At 55.9% G+C, this 15,274-nt stretch carries 14 protein-coding genes; all 14 read left to right on the top strand.

Annotation, left to right across the window (positions count from 1 at the left end; genetic code table 11):
• Nucleotides 1-6: 6 nt before the first annotated feature.
• The 14 genes from nuoG to IB213_RS07305 all read left to right on the top strand — a co-directional run bounded on the left by nuoG (nt 7) and on the right by IB213_RS07305 (nt 15,235).
• Nucleotides 7-2,127 carry an NADH-quinone oxidoreductase subunit NuoG gene (gene nuoG / locus IB213_RS07240; RefSeq protein WP_191723013.1) on the top strand — a complete coding sequence of 707 codons (2,121 nt, stop codon included), beginning with the start codon at nt 7-9 and terminating at the stop codon, nt 2,125-2,127.
• A complete protein-coding gene (gene nuoH, locus IB213_RS07245) occupies nt 2,124-3,200 on the top strand; it encodes an NADH-quinone oxidoreductase subunit NuoH (RefSeq protein WP_191723012.1) in 1,077 nt (358 codons plus the stop codon). Before nuoG ends, nuoH begins: the two co-directional genes overlap by 4 nt.
• A gap of 12 nt (nt 3,201-3,212) precedes the next feature.
• The gene (gene nuoI / locus IB213_RS07250; RefSeq protein ID WP_191723011.1) at nt 3,213-3,722 is read left to right on the top strand and encodes an NADH-quinone oxidoreductase subunit NuoI; all 510 of its coding nucleotides are present in this window, start codon (nt 3,213-3,215) and stop codon (nt 3,720-3,722) included.
• A gap of 30 nt (nt 3,723-3,752) precedes the next feature.
• Complete coding sequence (locus tag IB213_RS07255) at nt 3,753-4,421, top strand: NADH-quinone oxidoreductase subunit J (RefSeq protein ID WP_191723010.1); 669 nt, start codon at nt 3,753-3,755, stop codon at nt 4,419-4,421.
• On the top strand, nt 4,418-4,726 hold the full coding sequence (nuoK, locus tag IB213_RS07260; protein ID WP_191723009.1) for an NADH-quinone oxidoreductase subunit NuoK: 309 nt from the start codon (nt 4,418-4,420) through the stop codon (nt 4,724-4,726). Before IB213_RS07255 ends, nuoK begins: the two co-directional genes overlap by 4 nt.
• Before the next feature lie 28 nt (nt 4,727-4,754).
• Nucleotides 4,755-6,791: an NADH-quinone oxidoreductase subunit L gene (gene nuoL / locus IB213_RS07265; RefSeq protein WP_191723008.1), complete on the top strand. Its 2,037-nt coding sequence runs from the start codon at nt 4,755-4,757 to the stop codon at nt 6,789-6,791.
• A gap of 12 nt (nt 6,792-6,803) precedes the next feature.
• The gene (locus tag IB213_RS07270) at nt 6,804-8,279 is read left to right on the top strand and encodes an NADH-quinone oxidoreductase subunit M (protein ID WP_191723007.1); all 1,476 of its coding nucleotides are present in this window, start codon (nt 6,804-6,806) and stop codon (nt 8,277-8,279) included.
• Nucleotides 8,280-8,302: 23 nt separating this feature from the next.
• Nucleotides 8,303-9,796, top strand: coding sequence for an NADH-quinone oxidoreductase subunit NuoN (gene nuoN / locus IB213_RS07275; RefSeq protein ID WP_191723006.1), 1,494 nt, complete (start codon nt 8,303-8,305; stop codon nt 9,794-9,796).
• A gap of 15 nt (nt 9,797-9,811) precedes the next feature.
• The gene (locus IB213_RS07280) at nt 9,812-10,123 is read left to right on the top strand and encodes a DUF2818 family protein (RefSeq protein ID WP_191723005.1); all 312 of its coding nucleotides are present in this window, start codon (nt 9,812-9,814) and stop codon (nt 10,121-10,123) included.
• Nucleotides 10,124-10,207: 84 nt separating this feature from the next.
• On the top strand, nt 10,208-10,705 hold the full coding sequence (locus IB213_RS07285) for a DUF1178 family protein (protein ID WP_192405844.1): 498 nt from the start codon (nt 10,208-10,210) through the stop codon (nt 10,703-10,705).
• Nucleotides 10,706-11,120: 415 nt separating this feature from the next.
• Complete coding sequence (locus tag IB213_RS07290; protein ID WP_192405845.1) at nt 11,121-11,891, top strand: ABC transporter ATP-binding protein; 771 nt, start codon at nt 11,121-11,123, stop codon at nt 11,889-11,891.
• A gap of 2 nt (nt 11,892-11,893) precedes the next feature.
• On the top strand, nt 11,894-12,619 hold the full coding sequence (locus tag IB213_RS07295) for an ABC transporter ATP-binding protein (RefSeq protein ID WP_191723002.1): 726 nt from the start codon (nt 11,894-11,896) through the stop codon (nt 12,617-12,619).
• A 63-nt stretch (nt 12,620-12,682) separates the two neighbouring features.
• Complete coding sequence (locus IB213_RS07300; RefSeq protein ID WP_191723001.1) at nt 12,683-13,873, top strand: ABC transporter substrate-binding protein; 1,191 nt, start codon at nt 12,683-12,685, stop codon at nt 13,871-13,873.
• Between the two features lie 153 nt (nt 13,874-14,026).
• Complete coding sequence (locus IB213_RS07305) at nt 14,027-15,235, top strand: ABC transporter substrate-binding protein (protein WP_191723000.1); 1,209 nt, start codon at nt 14,027-14,029, stop codon at nt 15,233-15,235.
• The last annotated feature ends 39 nt before the right edge of the window (nt 15,236-15,274 follow it).

Below are 15,274 nucleotides of genomic sequence, written 5' to 3' on the forward strand. Positions count from 1 at the left end.
AGACATATGGTTGAAATTGAACTAGACGGCAAGAAAGTGGAGGTCGCTCCTGGCAGCATGGTGATGCATGCTGCGGAGAAGGCCGGCACTTACATTCCGCATTTCTGTTACCACAAGAAACTTTCCATCGCTGCCAATTGCCGTATGTGCTTGGTAGAAGTGGAGAAGGCCCCTAAACCCATGCCTGCCTGTGCCACGCCAGTGACGCAAGGCATGATTGTGCGCACCAAGAGCGAAAAAGCTATCAAGGCGCAGCAGTCAGTCATGGAGTTTTTGCTCATCAATCACCCGCTCGATTGCCCTATCTGCGATCAGGGTGGTGAGTGCCAGTTGCAAGACTTGGCCGTGGGTTATGGCGGTACTGGTTCACGCTATGAAGAGGAAAAGCGTGTTGTCGCTCACAAGGATATCGGGCCACTGATCTCCATGGAGGAGATGACCCGCTGTATTCATTGCACCCGCTGCGTGCGCTTTGGCCAAGAGGTGGCCGGGGTGATGGAGCTGGGCATGGTGAACCGCGGTGAGCATTCCGAAATCACAACTGTGATTGGCGACACCGTTGACTCCGAGCTGTCGGGCAACATGATCGATTTGTGCCCTGTGGGCGCTTTGACCAGCAAGCCTTTCCGCTACAGCGCTCGTACTTGGGAGTTGTCACGCCGCAAGTCGGTGTCTCCGCATGATTCGACCGGTTCGAACCTGATTGTTCAGGTCAAGAACCACAAGGTGATGCGTGTCGTTCCTTTTGAGAATGAGGCGATCAACGAATGCTGGATTGCTGACCGTGATCGTTTTTCTTATGAAGCGCTCAACAGTGAAGAGCGCCTGACGCAGCCCATGATCAAGCAGGGTGGCGAATGGAAGACGGTGGATTGGCAAACTGCGCTGGAGTACGTTGCCAACGGCCTCAAGCAAGTGAAAGACCAGCACGGTGCGCAGAGCATTGGTGCTTTGGTGAGCCCGCACAGCACATTGGAAGAGCTGTTCTTGACGGGTCAGCTGTTGCGCGGCATGGGCAGCGACAACATTGACTGGCGTTTGCGTAATGCGCAGTTCAACGCGGCAGAAGGTGTGCGCTGGTTGGGCACATCGATTGCATCGCTGTCTGAGCTTCAGGCCGTTTTGGTTGTCGGCTCCAATCTGCGTAAAGACCACCCACTGTTTGCACAACGTATTCGCCAAGCTGCGAAAAAGGGTGCCCAGGTCTTCGCACTGAACAGCAAGGTCTATGACTGGGCCATGCCCGTTAAAGCATCTGTCGTGGCTGCTCAGGATTGGGCGCAAGCTTTGGCTGACATTGCGGCAGCTGTGGCGCAAATCAAGGGTGTGCAAGCACCAGCAGCAGCGCAGAGCAACGTGGAAGCTGACGCCATTGCACATGCACTTTTGGCTGGCGAGCGTAAAGCCGTTTTGCTGGGTAATGCTGCAGCCCACCATGCGCACGCTGATGAGCTTTTGGCCCTGGCCAACTGGATCGGTGAGCAGACAGGAGCCAGCGTTGGCTATCTGAGCGAGGCGGCCAACACCGTCGGTGCGCAATGGGTCAAGGCGCAGCCTCAGACCAGCGGTTTGAATGCTGCACAGATGATTGCTGGCGGACTCAAAGCTGCGATTTTGCTGAACACTGAGCCTGCTTTTGATTCGGCTGCTGGCCAGCAAGCACTTCAGGGTCTGAACAAGTCCGAGATGGTCGTGACACTCAGTCCCTTCAAGGCCAACATGGAAATCAGCGACGTGCTGCTGCCGATCGCGCCTTTCTCCGAGACTTCAGGTACGTTTGTGAACGCTGAGGGCCGTGTGCAAAGCTTCCATGCCGTGGTCAAGCCTTTGGCGGAAACTCGTCCAGCTTGGAAAGTGCTGCGTGTACTGGCCAACCTGCTGGGCGTGCAAGGCGTCGATTACGAGTCTTCACAAGACGTGCTGGCAATGGCGATTGGTGCAGACACCCAGGTGGTGCCTGCCCAGGCACTGAGCAACGTGACCAAGGTGGCAGTGCAAGTGCCCAGCGAAGTCGTGGCTGAACCTGCCGTGGCTAGCATTTATCAACTGGACAGCCTTGTCCGTCGTGCAACTTCGCTGCAACTGACGGCAGATGCGCGCCAGGCACAAGTGGGAGGTGCAGCATGATTGATGCACTCAAAATTTCAGGCGCTGGCCTGGTGGACGCTGCCTGGTGGACAGAGGCTGCTTGGCCCGTTATCTGGGTGCTGCTGGGCATCATCGCGATTGTTGCCCCGCTGATGATTGCGGTGGCTTACCTCACGCTGTGGGAGCGCAAGTTCCTTGGTTGGATGCAGGTGCGTCCAGGCCCTAATCGCGTGGGTCCGTGGGGCTTGCTGCAACCTATGGCTGATGGCTTGAAGCTGTTGACCAAAGAGTTGATCATGCCCACAGTGGCATCCAAGGGACTGTTCTATGTCGGTCCCGTGATGGCGATCATGCCGGCTCTGGCGGCATGGGTGGCTGTGCCTTTCGGCCCCGAAGTCGCACTGGCCAACGTGAACGCAGGTTTGCTGTTGGTCATGGCGATTACTTCTATTGAAGTGTATGGCGTGATCATTGCGGGCTGGGCTTCCAACTCCAAGTACGCCTTCTTGGGCGCGCTGCGTGCCTCGGCACAAATGATCAGCTATGAAATTGCCATGGGCTTTTGCTTCTTGGTGGTCATCATGGTGACTGGCAGCATGAATCTGACACAGATTGTGCTGAGCCAGGGTCAAGGGCAGTTTGCAGACCTGGGCCTGAGCTTCCTGTCTTGGAACTGGCTGCCGCTGCTGCCGATTTTCTTTGTGTACCTGATCTCGGGCGTTGCCGAAACCAACCGTCACCCGTTTGACGTGGTGGAAGGCGAGTCGGAAATTGTGGCGGGTCACATGGTCGAGTACTCGGGCATGGGCTTTGCGATCTTCTTCCTGGCTGAATACGCCAGCATGTGGTTGGTGTCCATTTTGGCCGTCACCATGTTCTTGGGCGGCTGGTTGCCACCGGTGGAAGCCTTGTCCTTTATTCCCGGCTGGATCTGGCTGGCTGCAAAGACAGCTTTCGTGGTCAGCTTGTTTATCTGGATTCGAGCGACCTTCCCACGCTTTCGCTATGACCAAATCATGCGTCTGGGCTGGAAGATCTTTATCCCTGTCACCTTGGTGTGGCTGGTCATCGTGGGTGCTTGGTTGCACTCGCCTTGGAACATTTGGAATTAAGCGGGGACACCAATGGCTGCTGTTGCTGCTACACCTTTTTCGATCAAGGATTTCTTCAAGAGCTTCATGCTCGTGGAACTGTTCAAGGGCATGGCCCTGACAGGTCGCAAGGCGTTTGCGCCGCATGTGACGATTCAGTTTCCTGAAGAAAAAACACCTCTGTCTCCACGTTTTCGTGGTCTGCATGCGCTGCGTCGGTATGAAAACGGCGAAGAGCGTTGCATTGCCTGCAAGCTGTGTGAAGCCGTTTGCCCTGCGATGGCCATCACCATCGAGTCAGATGTGCGCGATGACGGCTCACGCCGTACGACGCGCTATGACATCGACTTGACCAAGTGCATTTTTTGCGGTTTCTGCGAAGAAAGCTGCCCGGTCGATTCGATTGTGGAAACGCACATCTTTGAGTACCACGGCGAAAAGCGTGGCGACTTGTACTTCACGAAGGACATGTTGCTGGCTGTGGGTGACCGCTACGAAACCGACATCGCTGCAGCCAAGGCTGCGGATGCCAAGTACCGCTAAAGCGGCTCCTGATCCAGAAAGATTCGAATCATGGATGCCAAAACTGGTTTCTTTTATCTTTTCTCGGCGGTGATGCTTTTTGCAGCCTTCCGAGTCATCACATCGCGTAACCCCGTGCACGCAGTGTTGAACCTGATTCTTGCGTTCTCACAAGCCGCAGGTATTTGGTTGCTGCTCAAAGCCGAGTTCCTGGGCATCGCCCTGGTGGTGGTGTATCTGGGTGCTGTGATGGTGCTCTTCATGTTCGTGGTCATGATGTTGGACATCCGCATTGACCGCGTTCGCCAGGGTTTCTGGAAGCATTTTCCAGTGGCTGCCTTTGTGGGTGCTGTTGTTGCACTGGAGATGGCGCTGGTACTGATGGCAGGCTTTGGCTCGGTGGACGAAGCGCGTCCGGTGGCAGAGTTGTTGAATAAGCACGGTGAAGTGATCCCTTATTCCAACACCCTGGCTTTGGGTCGCCTGCTGTACACAGAGTATTTGTACCCCGTTGAAATCGCAGCCATCTTGTTGCTGGTAGCGATGATCACAGCCATTGCGCTGACGATGCGCAAACGCAAAGACACAAAGGCAATCAACCCAGCCATTCAGGTTCGTGTGCGTGCTAAAGACCGTGTGAGTCTGGTCAAGATGGCGCCAACACAAACAGCAGTTGCACCAGCAGCTGAGGGTGAGGTTGCCGTGGAGGAGAAAAAATGACGCTCACACTCGGGCACTTCCTAACGCTGGGAGCCATGCTGTTCGCCATCTCGGTGATTGGTATTTTTCTGAACCGGAAAAATCTGATCGTTCTGTTGATGTGCATTGAACTGATGCTTTTGGCGGTTAACACCAACTTTGTCGCTTTCTCTCACTATCTGGGAGATATGCATGGTCAAGTGTTTGTGTTCTTCATCCTGACGGTTGCGGCCGCAGAATCAGCGATTGGCTTGGCCATTCTGGTGCTGCTGTTCCGTAACAAGTCCAGTATCAATGCGGAAGATCTCAATACCCTCAAGGGTTGAGTCGCCGGTATTTGCAAGGTTCTGAAGAATGAGTCAAACACTTTCTGCATCCATGCTCCTGGCAGTACCTCTGGCTCCGCTGGCAGGTTCTGTTTTGGCGGGCATATTTGGCACCGCTTTTGGTGGCAACAAATTCGGCCGTGGGGTGAGCCATTCGCTCACCATCTTGGGCGTGGTGGTTTCTTTCATTTTGTCGGCGCTGACATTCCAGGCCGTGGTGTTTGAAGGTGCAACCTTCAATGCCACTATCTATGAGTGGATGACCGTGGGCAGCCTGAAGATGGAAATCGGTTTTCTGATCGATTCCATCACCGCCATGATGATGTGCGTGGTGACCTTTGTGTCGCTGATGGTGCACATCTACACCATGGGTTACATGGAAGAAGATGACGGCTACAACCGTTTCTTCTCGTACATCTCGCTGTTCACTTTCTCCATGCTGATGCTGGTGATGAGTAACAACCTGCTGCAGCTGTTCTTCGGCTGGGAAGCGGTGGGCCTGGTGTCGTACCTGCTGATTGGTTTCTATTACAAGAAGCCCTCGGCCACGTTTGCCAACATGAAGGCCTTTTTGGTCAACCGTGTGGGTGACTTCGGTTTTATCCTGGGCATTGGCTTGATTGCTGCTTACACAGGCACGCTGAACTACAGCGAAATCTTTGCCAAGCTGCCAGAGATTCAGGCGACCACTTTGCCTGGAACTGACTGGTTGCTGGTCACGGTGACTGCCATTTGCTTGTTCATCGGTGCGATGGGCAAGTCGGCGCAGTTTCCGCTGCATGCCTGGTTGCCAGACTCCATGGAAGGCCCCACACCTATTTCTGCGCTGATTCACGCGGCAACGATGGTGACGGCCGGTATCTTCATGGTTTCGCGCATGTCTCCGCTGTATGAGCTGTCGGATGTGGCGTTGAACTTCATCTTGGTGATCGGCTCCATTACTGCCTTGTTCATGGGCATCCTGGGCATCATCCAGAACGACATCAAGCGCGTGATTGCGTACTCCACGCTGTCGCAGCTGGGTTACATGACGATTGCACTGGGCGTGTCTGCTTACTCCGTGGCAACGTTTCACCTGATGACGCATGCTTTCTTCAAAGCGTTGCTGTTCCTTGGGGCCGGTTCTGTGATCATGGGCATGCACCACAACCAAGACATTCGCTGGATGGGTGGCGTGCGCAAGTACATGCCCATCACCTGGATCACGTTCTTGCTGGGTAATCTGGCGCTGATCGGCACGCCGTTCTTCTCGGGTTTTTACTCCAAGGACGCCATCATCGAGGCGGTTCACGCATCGAACCTGCCTGCGTCTGGCTTTGCAAATTTTGCAGTGCTCGCGGGTGTGTTCATTACGGCGTTCTACTCTTTCCGTCTGTACTTCCTCGTATTCCACGGTAAAGAGCGCTACGACCAGAATCCGGATGCGCACCACGATGACCACCACGGTCACGACGACCACGGTCATGGTCACGATGCCAAGCCGCATGAGTCGCCTTGGGTGGTGACTGCTCCGCTGGTGCTGCTGGCCATTCCTTCGGTGGTGATTGGCGCGATTGCGCTGATGCCCATGCTGTTTGGTGACTTCTTCAATGGTGTGATCTTTATTGACCATGCCAAGCACGGCGCAATGACTGAGCTGGCTGAGAAGATTCACGGCTGGCTGCCCATGGCGCTGCACGGTTTCCAGACTGCTCCGTTCTGGCTGGCGCTGGCGGGTGTGGTGGTGTCCTATGTGTTTTACATGGTCAAGCCACAGATTCCTGCTGCCATCATGGCGTTCTCCAAGAAGATTGGTCTGTACCAAGTGCTGGAAGGCAAGTACGGCGTGGACTGGGTGTATGAAAACATCTTTGCCCGCGGTTCGCGTGTCTTGGGCACGGTGTTCTGGAAGGCCGGTGACCAGGCTGTGATCGACGGTCTCGTTGTGAACGGTTCCTGGAAGCTGGTAGGCAAGATCGCATCGGTGATCCGCTGGTTCCAGTCGGGCTACATCTACCACTATGCGTTGGTCATGATTTTGGGCATCTTCTTGCTCATGACCTACTTCGTGTGGCTCAACAAGTAAGGAAGAACAAAAATGGGTTTGTTGAGTCTTGCCATTTGGACACCCATCATCTTTGGTGTCCTCCTGCTGGCCTTTGGCAAGGACAGCTGCGCACGTGGCGTGCGCTGGGTAGCGTTGATTGGCTCCATCTTGGGCTTGCTGGTCACGGTGCCGTTGATTACGGGTTTTGATACCACCTCCGCGAACATGCAGTTCGTAGAGAAGTTCATGTGGATTGAGCGCTTTAGCATTCAGTACCACCTGGGCCTGGACGGTTTGTCCATGTGGTTCGTGCCTTTGACGGCTTTCATCACGGTGATCGTGGTGCTTGCATCGTGGGAAAACATCACCGAGCGCGTTAACCAGTACATGGGTGCGTTCCTGGTGCTGTCGGGTCTGATGATTGGTGTCTTTTGTGCGCTGGACGGCTTGCTGTTCTACGTGTTCTTTGAAGCCACCTTGATCCCCATGTACCTGATCATTGGTATCTGGGGCGGCCCCAACAAGATCTACGCTGCGTTCAAGTTTTTCCTGTACACCTTGTTGGGCTCGCTGCTCACCCTGGTGGCCATCATCTACTTGTACAACCAGTCGGGTGGCAGCTTTGACATCCTGACATGGCACAAGCTGCCACTGGGCATGCTGCCTCAGACCTTGGTGTTCTTTGCGTTCTTTGCTGCGTTTGCAGTGAAGGTGCCCATGTTCCCATTCCATACATGGTTGCCCGATGTGCACGTGGAAGCGCCTACAGGCGGCTCTGCAGTGCTGGCGGCCATCATGCTCAAGCTGGGCGCTTACGGTTTCCTGCGCTTTTCCATGCCTATCGCCCCGGATGCTGCGCGTGAATACGCATGGCTGATGATTGCCCTGTCACTGATCGCTGTGGTCTATGTGGGCATGGTGGCCTTGGTGCAAAAGGATATGAAAAAGCTGGTGGCGTACTCGTCGGTGGCGCACATGGGCTTTGTCACACTGGGCTTCTTCATCTTCAATGATCTGGGCGTCTCGGGCGGCATTGTGCAAATGATTGCCCACGGCTTTGTCTCAGGTGCCATGTTCCTGTGTATTGGCGTGCTGTACGACCGTGTGCACTCGCGTGAAATTGCCGCTTACGGCGGTGTGGTCAACACCATGCCCAAGTTTGCTGCGTTTGCGCTGCTGTTTGCCATGGCCAATTGCGGCCTGCCTGCTACCGCTGGTTTCGTGGGCGAGTGGATGGTGATTTTGGGTGCCGTGCAATTTAACTTCTGGGTGGGCCTGCTGGCTGCTACTGCGCTGATCTTTGGCGCGGCTTACACCCTGTGGATGTACAAGCGCGTGTATCTGGGCCCCATTGGCAACGACAACGTGAAGAACCTGGACGACATCGGTTGCCGTGAGTTTTTGGTGTTGGGCATTTTGGCGATTGCCGTGCTGGCCATGGGTATCTATCCCAAGCCGTTCACGGATGTGATGGATCCGTCGGTGACTGAGCTGCTCAAGCACGTCGCCCAATCCAAGCTTCCTTGACCAGACTGAACTGAGAGATTGAGATGATTGACAACATCAGCTGGCTTTCGATCTACCCTGAGATCGTGCTCCTGGTCATGGGATGCGTGATTACCTTGGTGGACCTGGGCGTGAAAAGCGCCCGCCGCACCGGCACCTATGTGCTGACCATGTTGACGCTGGCAGTGGTAGCTGTTTTGCAGGCCAACTACGCGCTCAGCGGCAACACCTTCTATGGCTGGGGCAACATGGTCGTCTCTGACGCCATGGGCAACTGGCTCAAGTGCTTTGCCACCGTGGCCATGATGGTGACGCTGGTTTATGCCCGCCCTTATGCCGCGGATCGCGACATGCTGCGCGGCGGCGAGCTGTTCAGCCTGTCCACTTTTGCGTTGCTGGGCATGTTCATCATGATCAGTGCCAACAACCTGCTGCTGATCTACCTGGGTCTGGAGCTGCTGACCCTGTCGAGCTACGCACTGGTGGCGCTGCGCCGTGACCATACGCTGGCCACAGAAGCGGCCATGAAGTACTTTGTGCTCGGTTCGATGGCGTCCGGCTTCTTGCTGTACGGCCTGTCCATGGTTTACGGTGCAACCGGCTCGCTGGACATCGGTGAAATCTTCAAGGCCATCAGCTCCGGCGAAATCAAGCACCAGATTCTGGTATTTGGTCTGGTCTTTGTCGTGGCTGGTCTGGCGTTCAAGCTCGGTGCTGCACCGTTTCACATGTGGATTCCGGACGTCTACCACGGCGCTCCAACTGCCGTGACGCTGCTCATTGGTGGCGCGCCCAAGCTGGCAGCGTTTGCCATCGTGATCCGTCTGCTGGTGGATGGCATGCTGCCGCTGGCGTTTGACTGGCAGCAAATGCTGGCTGTGCTGGCGATTGCTTCCTTGCTGGTGGGTAACTTTGCCGCTATTGCGCAGACCAACCTCAAGCGCATGCTGGCCTATTCCACCATTGCGCAGATGGGCTTTGTGCTGCTGGGTCTGCTGTCGGGCGTGATTGACGGCGAGATTGATCCTGCACGCGCTGCCAATGCATACAGCTCTTCCATGTTCTACGTAGTGACCTATGTGCTCACAACGCTGGCATCGTTCGGCGTGGTGTTGCTGCTGTCACGCGAAGGCTTTGAGAGCGAAGAAATCTCGGATCTGGCAGGCTTGAACCAGCGCAGCCCCCTGTACGCCGGCATCATGGCCGCGTGCCTGTTCTCCATGGCAGGTATTCCACCGCTGGTGGGTTTCTACGCCAAGCTGTCCGTGCTGCAAGCGCTGATTGCTTCGGGTGAGACCTTCTACATTGGTCTGGCCATCTTTGCCGTGGTGATGTCGCTGATTGGCGCCTTCTACTACCTGCGCGTGGTCAAGGTCATGTACTTTGACAAGCCTGTGACCGCTGCCACCATCTCGGCACCATGGGATGTGCGTGCCGTACTGACCGTCAATGGTGCACTGGTCTTGATCTTGGGCATTGTTCCTGGTGGTTTGATGTCGCTGTGTGCGGATGCCATTGTCCGCGCCCTGGCATCCTGACCCATAATGTGAAGCGTGACTCAAACCGCTTCCATCTGGCTTGTAATTTTGGTGGCCCTTGTGGCCGCCAATTTGCCTTTTATGAATGAACGCTGGCTTGCTGCTGGCCCCATGGCATCTTCTAAAGAGAAGCCTATGTGGGGCAGGCTGGCTGAGCTGGTGCTGTTGTACTTTCTGGTCGGCCTGCTGGCTTTGGCGCTGGAGCGCCGCCTGGGGCAGATCTATCCGCAAGGCTGGGAGTTCTACGCCATTACAGCAACGCTGTTTGTGACGTTGGCCTTTCCGGGCTTTGTCTGGCGCTACCTGACCAAGCGCCGCAGCCGCTAAACTTGGCGTGCATTTCTATCAAGCAGAGCTTAGTCTCTGCTTTTTTTACGTCTCCTCCTGAACGTCTCCTTTTGATTTGATGCCATGAAGGTGTTTGACCTGCACTGCCCGCTGGACCACGTATTTGAAGGCTGGTTTGGCTCTGAAGCTGATTTTCGCAACCAGATGGACAAGGGTCTGGTGCAATGCCCCATGTGCGGCAGCCAGCAGCTGCGCAAAGGGCTGAGTGCTCCGCGCTTGAATTTTGGTGCCAAAGCACCTGCCAGCGCACCGGCAGCGACAGCGAACGCGGTGGTGGGGGCAACTGCTCCAGCGCCAACGCCTGCTATCAACGCTGACGACCGCCGCAAGCAGCAAGCCTTGCAAGCTGCCTGGCTGCAAGCCTCGCGCGAGATTGCGCAAAAAACCGAAGATGTGGGCGATCGTTTTGCCGACGAAGCCTTGCGCATGCACAAGGGTGAAGAGCCGCAGCGGCCCATCCGTGGTCAAGCCACACCCAGACAAGCGATGGAACTGCTGGAAGAGGGCGTGCCTGTCATGCCTTTGGCCTTGCCCCAGGGCAGTAAAGAAACATTGCAATAAGTTAATTTAAAAAATGAGCGATTATCGCTTATGTAGCAAGCGTTTCAGATAGTTTTGTATCTGAAGTCGTTTACTGATAAGCGTTGATAGCTATTTTTATTGAAAGCCGGTTGATGCAGGTCATTTCAGCACCGCTGAAGCTGACAAAAAGCTGCCGAGAAGGTTCTAGGACGACAGCATGCGAGACTTCGACCGCCGCGATGGTCAATGCTTATGTGCTTGATTTAAAAGAATTTAATGCTCAATACGCACCCAATAGGGTAAGTGCTTAGGTTGTAAGGCTTAGGCACAACTCCTAGTGTGTTGCCGGAAATCTCCCACATACGATGCACCGCAACATAGAACTCGGTGCATGCTTGGAACAGGCCAAAAGCCTGCCAGCGCCGCACCTCCACCACGGAGCAGCTTGGGCGCAATGAGCGACGTTATTCTTCAAACCACCAATCTCACCAAAGAGTTCAAAGGGTTCACGGCAGTCAGCCATGTGAATCTCTCGGTGCAGCGCGGCAGCATCCATGCGCTCATCGGCCCAAACGGCGCGGGTAAAACCACCTGTTTCAACTTGCTGACCAAGTTTCTGGAGCCAACGTCGGGTGAAATCCGCTTTAACGGCCATGACATCACCCGTGAGGCACCGGCCCAGATCGCCCGCCGTGGTGTGATTCGTTCGTTCCAGATTTCTGCCGTATTTCCCCACCTGACATTGATGGAGAACGTACGCGTGGGGCTGCAGCGCAAGCTGGGCACAGCGTTCCATTTCTGGAAGAGCGAGAGCACGCTGAACCAGCTCAATGGCCGTGCGATGGAGTTGCTGCATGAGGTAGGGCTGGCTGATATGGCAGACGAAGTCACCGTCAACCTGCCTTATGGCCGCAAACGTGCGCTGGAAATTGCCACCACGCTGGCGATGGAGCCTGAGCTGATGCTGCTGGACGAACCCACGCAAGGCATGGGCCACGAGGATGTAGACCGCGTCACCCAGCTCATCAAAAAAGTCTCGGCAGGCCGCACCATTTTGATGGTGGAGCACAACATGAAAGTCATCTCCACCATTGCTGACCGCATCACCGTGCTGCAACGCGGTGCAGTGCTGGCAGAGGGCAATTACGCCGAAGTCTCCAGCAATGCACAGGTGATGGAAGCCTATATGGGCACCACCGACGGTCAACTGCAGGGAGCGCACTAACCATGGCCGAACAGAACAACACGGCCCCAGCGCTGGAAATTAGCAATCTGCAAGCTTGGTACGGTGAATCGCACGTCCTGCATGGCGTCGACATGGTGGTGCAGCCGGGTGAAGTCGTGACGCTGCTGGGGCGCAACGGTGCAGGGCGCACTTCCACCATGCGTGCCGTCATGGGGCTGACGGGCGCGCGCAAAGGTTCCGTCAAGCTCCATGGCCAAGAGACCATCGGCTTGCCCACTCACAAGATCGCGCATTTCGGCGTGGGCTACTGCCCTGAAGAACGCGGCATTTTCTCCAGCCTTTCGTGCGAAGAAAATCTGCTGCTGCCCCCACAGCTGAAGACTGGCCATGAAGGCATGAGCGTTGAAGAAATTTACGCCATGTTCCCCAATCTGGCCGAGCGGCGCCACAGTCAGGGCACACGCTTGTCCGGCGGTGAGCAGCAAATGCTGGCCGTAGCGCGCATTTTGCGCACAGGCGCGCGTTTGCTGCTGCTCGATGAAATCTCCGAGGGCTTGGCCCCGGTGATCGTGCAAGCGCTGGCTCGCATGATTCACACACTGCGTGCCAAGGGTTACACCATTGTCATGGTGGAGCAGAACTTCCGTTTTGCAGCGCCCCTGGCCGACCGTTTCTACGTCATGGAACACGGCCGCATTGTGGAAACTTTCTCTGCATCCCAGCTCGACGCAAAGATGCCGGTGCTCAATGAACTCTTGGGTGTGTAACCGCACCAAGACGCTCGCTTTTCCTGCTCCCATTCATAAAGACAAAGAGACAACATGCACGCAATGACTTCCCCCTTGACCGCCTTGGCCCTGTCTTTGACCATGGCCGGCATGGCCCATGCGCAAGAGCCTGACAAGGTCAAGATTGGCTTCATCACTGACATGTCCAGCAACTACGCGGATGTGGACGGCAAGAACGGTGCACTGGCCATTCAGATGGCCATTGATGACTTTGGTGGCAAGGTGCTGGGCAAGCCCGTCGAACTGCTGACACAAGATCACCAGCACAAGCCAGACATTGCTGCGACCAAAGCGCGTGAATGGATCGATACGCAAAACCTCACCATGCTGTTTGGTGGCACCAACTCTGGCGTGGGCCTGGCGCTCGCCAAGGTCGCGCAAGAGAAAAAGCGCGTGTACTTTGTCAATGGTGCCGGTGCATCGCAGCTGACCAATGAACAATGCAGCCCCTATACCGTGCACTACGCTTATGACACCGTGGCTCTGGCCAAGGGCACAGGCACAGCGGTGGTGGCAAACGGTGGCAAAGACTGGTTCTTTCTGACAGCAGACTACGCCTTTGGTCACGCCCTGGAGGCAGATACCGCCAAGGTCGTCAAAGCCAAGGGCGGCACCGTCAAGGGCAGCGTGCGCCACCCGCTCAACGCATCGGATTTCTCCAGCTTCCTGCTGCAGGCGCAAAGCTCCAAAGCTCAGATTCTGGGTCTGGCCAATGCCGGTGGCGACACCATCAACGCCATCAAGGCTGCGCGTGAATTCGGCATCAACAAGACCATGAAGATGGCTGGTTTGCTGGTGTTCATTACCGACGTGCACAGCCTGGGCCTCAAGAACACCGAAGGCTTGCTGCTGACCACCAGCTGGGACTGGAACCTCAATGACGAAACGCGCGCCTTTGGCCGCAAGTTCCAGGCCAAGACCAAGCGCATGCCTACCGATATTCAGGCCGCCAACTACTCGGCCACAACGCAGTATCTGAAAGCCATTGAAAAGGCCGGCACCACCGATGCAGACAAGGTGATGGCTGTACTCAAGAGCACCCCGATCAAGGACTTCTACGCCCAGGGCGTGATTCGCCCGGACGGCCGCTTCGCGCACGACATGTACCTGATGCAGGTGAAGGCACCGGCCGAATCCAAGGAAGCATGGGACTACTACAAGGTAGTGAGCAAGCTGTCGGCCGATCAGGTCTGGACCACCAAGGAAGAGAGCAAGTGCGCTCTGTGGAAGTAACCCTCTGAATGCTGGCAGGGTGCTGATCTGGCTGGATCTGCGCCTTGCCGCAAATGTTTCGCGTTCTCAAGTGTTTGCCGCCCGTATACGCAGTGTGTCAGGGCATGGTTTTCATAAGGCGTAAGCCACCACATCCACCAAGGAGACAAGGCAATGAGCAAGCAACGCAATTTCACCCAACTAGCTTTAATGCTGGGGGCCGCAGGCCTGATGGCAGCAACGGCGCATGCGCAGCCCCAAGACAAGGTGCGCATCGGGTTTGTGACGGACATGTCCAGTCTGTACGCAGACGTAGAGGGCAAGAACGGCGCAGTGGCCATGCAGATGGCGATTGATGATTTTGGTGGCAAGGTGCTGGGCAAGCCCATTGAGCTGCTGTCTGCCGATCACCAGAACAAGGCTGACATTGCCGCCAGCAAGGCGCGTGAGTGGATTGATACGCAAGGCATCAGCCTGATCTTCAGTGGCACCAACTCCGGCACCGCACTGGCGGTCTCGCAAGTGGCCAATGAGAAAAAACGCCTGCACATCAACAATGGTGCGGGTAGCTCTGCACTGACCAATGAGCAGTGCAACCCCTACACCATTCACTATGCATATGACACCGTGGCGCTGGCCAAGGGTACGGGTGGTGCTGTGGTGGACCGTGGTGGCAAAGACTGGTTCTTTCTGACGGCGGACTATGCATTTGGCCAGGCACTGGAAACCGACACCACTGCCGTGATCAAGGCCAAGGGCGGCACCGTCAAGGGCAGCGTGCGCCATCCGCTCAATGCTTCGGACTTCTCCAGCTTCCTGCTGCAGGCACAAAGCTCCAAAGCGCACATTCTCGGGCTGGCCAATGCAGGTGGCGACACCATCAATGCCATCAAGGCGGCCAAAGAATTCGGTATCGACAAGAGCATGAAGACCGCTGGTTTGCTCGTCTTCCTGACAGATATTCACTCGCTGGGCCTCAAGAACACGGCAGGCCTGCTGCACACCACCAGCTGGTACTGGGACATGAATGACGAGTCACGCAAGTTCGCTGACAAGTTCTTTGCCAAGACCAAGCGCATGCCTACAGATGTACAGGCTGCGGATTACTCCGCAGTCATGCAATACCTCAAGGCCGTTGATGCAGTCAAGAGCACCGACTCTGAGAAGGTCATGGCCTACCTCAAGAGCACGCCGCTGTCAGACTTTTACGGCAAGGGTGTCATTCGCCCTGATGGCACCTACGCCCACGACATGTACCTGGTGGAAGCCAAGTCACCTGCCGAATCCAAAAAACCCTGGGACTACCTGAAAGTGCTGCAGACATTGCCTGCAGACACCGTCTGGACGACCAAGGCCGACACCAAATGCGCGCTCTGGAAGTGATGTGACCGCAGCACGCCTGCATTGCGCAGGCGTGCGCTC

The sequence above is a fragment of the Comamonas sp. CMM02 genome (assembly GCF_014851485.1).
Lineage (GTDB): Bacteria > Pseudomonadota > Gammaproteobacteria > Burkholderiales > Burkholderiaceae_C > Comamonas > Comamonas avium.

Coding starts and splice junctions, on each gene's coding strand:
- nuoG (WP_191723013.1), top strand. CDS start 7: ATGGTTGAAATTGAACTAGACGGCAAGAAAGTGGAGGTCGCTCCTGGC.
- nuoH (WP_191723012.1), top strand. CDS start 2,124: ATGATTGATGCACTCAAAATTTCAGGCGCTGGCCTGGTGGACGCTGCC.
- nuoI (WP_191723011.1), top strand. CDS start 3,213: ATGGCTGCTGTTGCTGCTACACCTTTTTCGATCAAGGATTTCTTCAAG.
- IB213_RS07255 (WP_191723010.1), top strand. CDS start 3,753: ATGGATGCCAAAACTGGTTTCTTTTATCTTTTCTCGGCGGTGATGCTT.
- nuoK (WP_191723009.1), top strand. CDS start 4,418: ATGACGCTCACACTCGGGCACTTCCTAACGCTGGGAGCCATGCTGTTC.
- nuoL (WP_191723008.1), top strand. CDS start 4,755: ATGAGTCAAACACTTTCTGCATCCATGCTCCTGGCAGTACCTCTGGCT.
- IB213_RS07270 (WP_191723007.1), top strand. CDS start 6,804: ATGGGTTTGTTGAGTCTTGCCATTTGGACACCCATCATCTTTGGTGTC.
- nuoN (WP_191723006.1), top strand. CDS start 8,303: ATGATTGACAACATCAGCTGGCTTTCGATCTACCCTGAGATCGTGCTC.
- IB213_RS07285 (WP_192405844.1), top strand. CDS start 10,208: ATGAAGGTGTTTGACCTGCACTGCCCGCTGGACCACGTATTTGAAGGC.
- IB213_RS07290 (WP_192405845.1), top strand. CDS start 11,121: ATGAGCGACGTTATTCTTCAAACCACCAATCTCACCAAAGAGTTCAAA.
- IB213_RS07295 (WP_191723002.1), top strand. CDS start 11,894: ATGGCCGAACAGAACAACACGGCCCCAGCGCTGGAAATTAGCAATCTG.
- IB213_RS07300 (WP_191723001.1), top strand. CDS start 12,683: ATGACTTCCCCCTTGACCGCCTTGGCCCTGTCTTTGACCATGGCCGGC.
- IB213_RS07305 (WP_191723000.1), top strand. CDS start 14,027: ATGAGCAAGCAACGCAATTTCACCCAACTAGCTTTAATGCTGGGGGCC.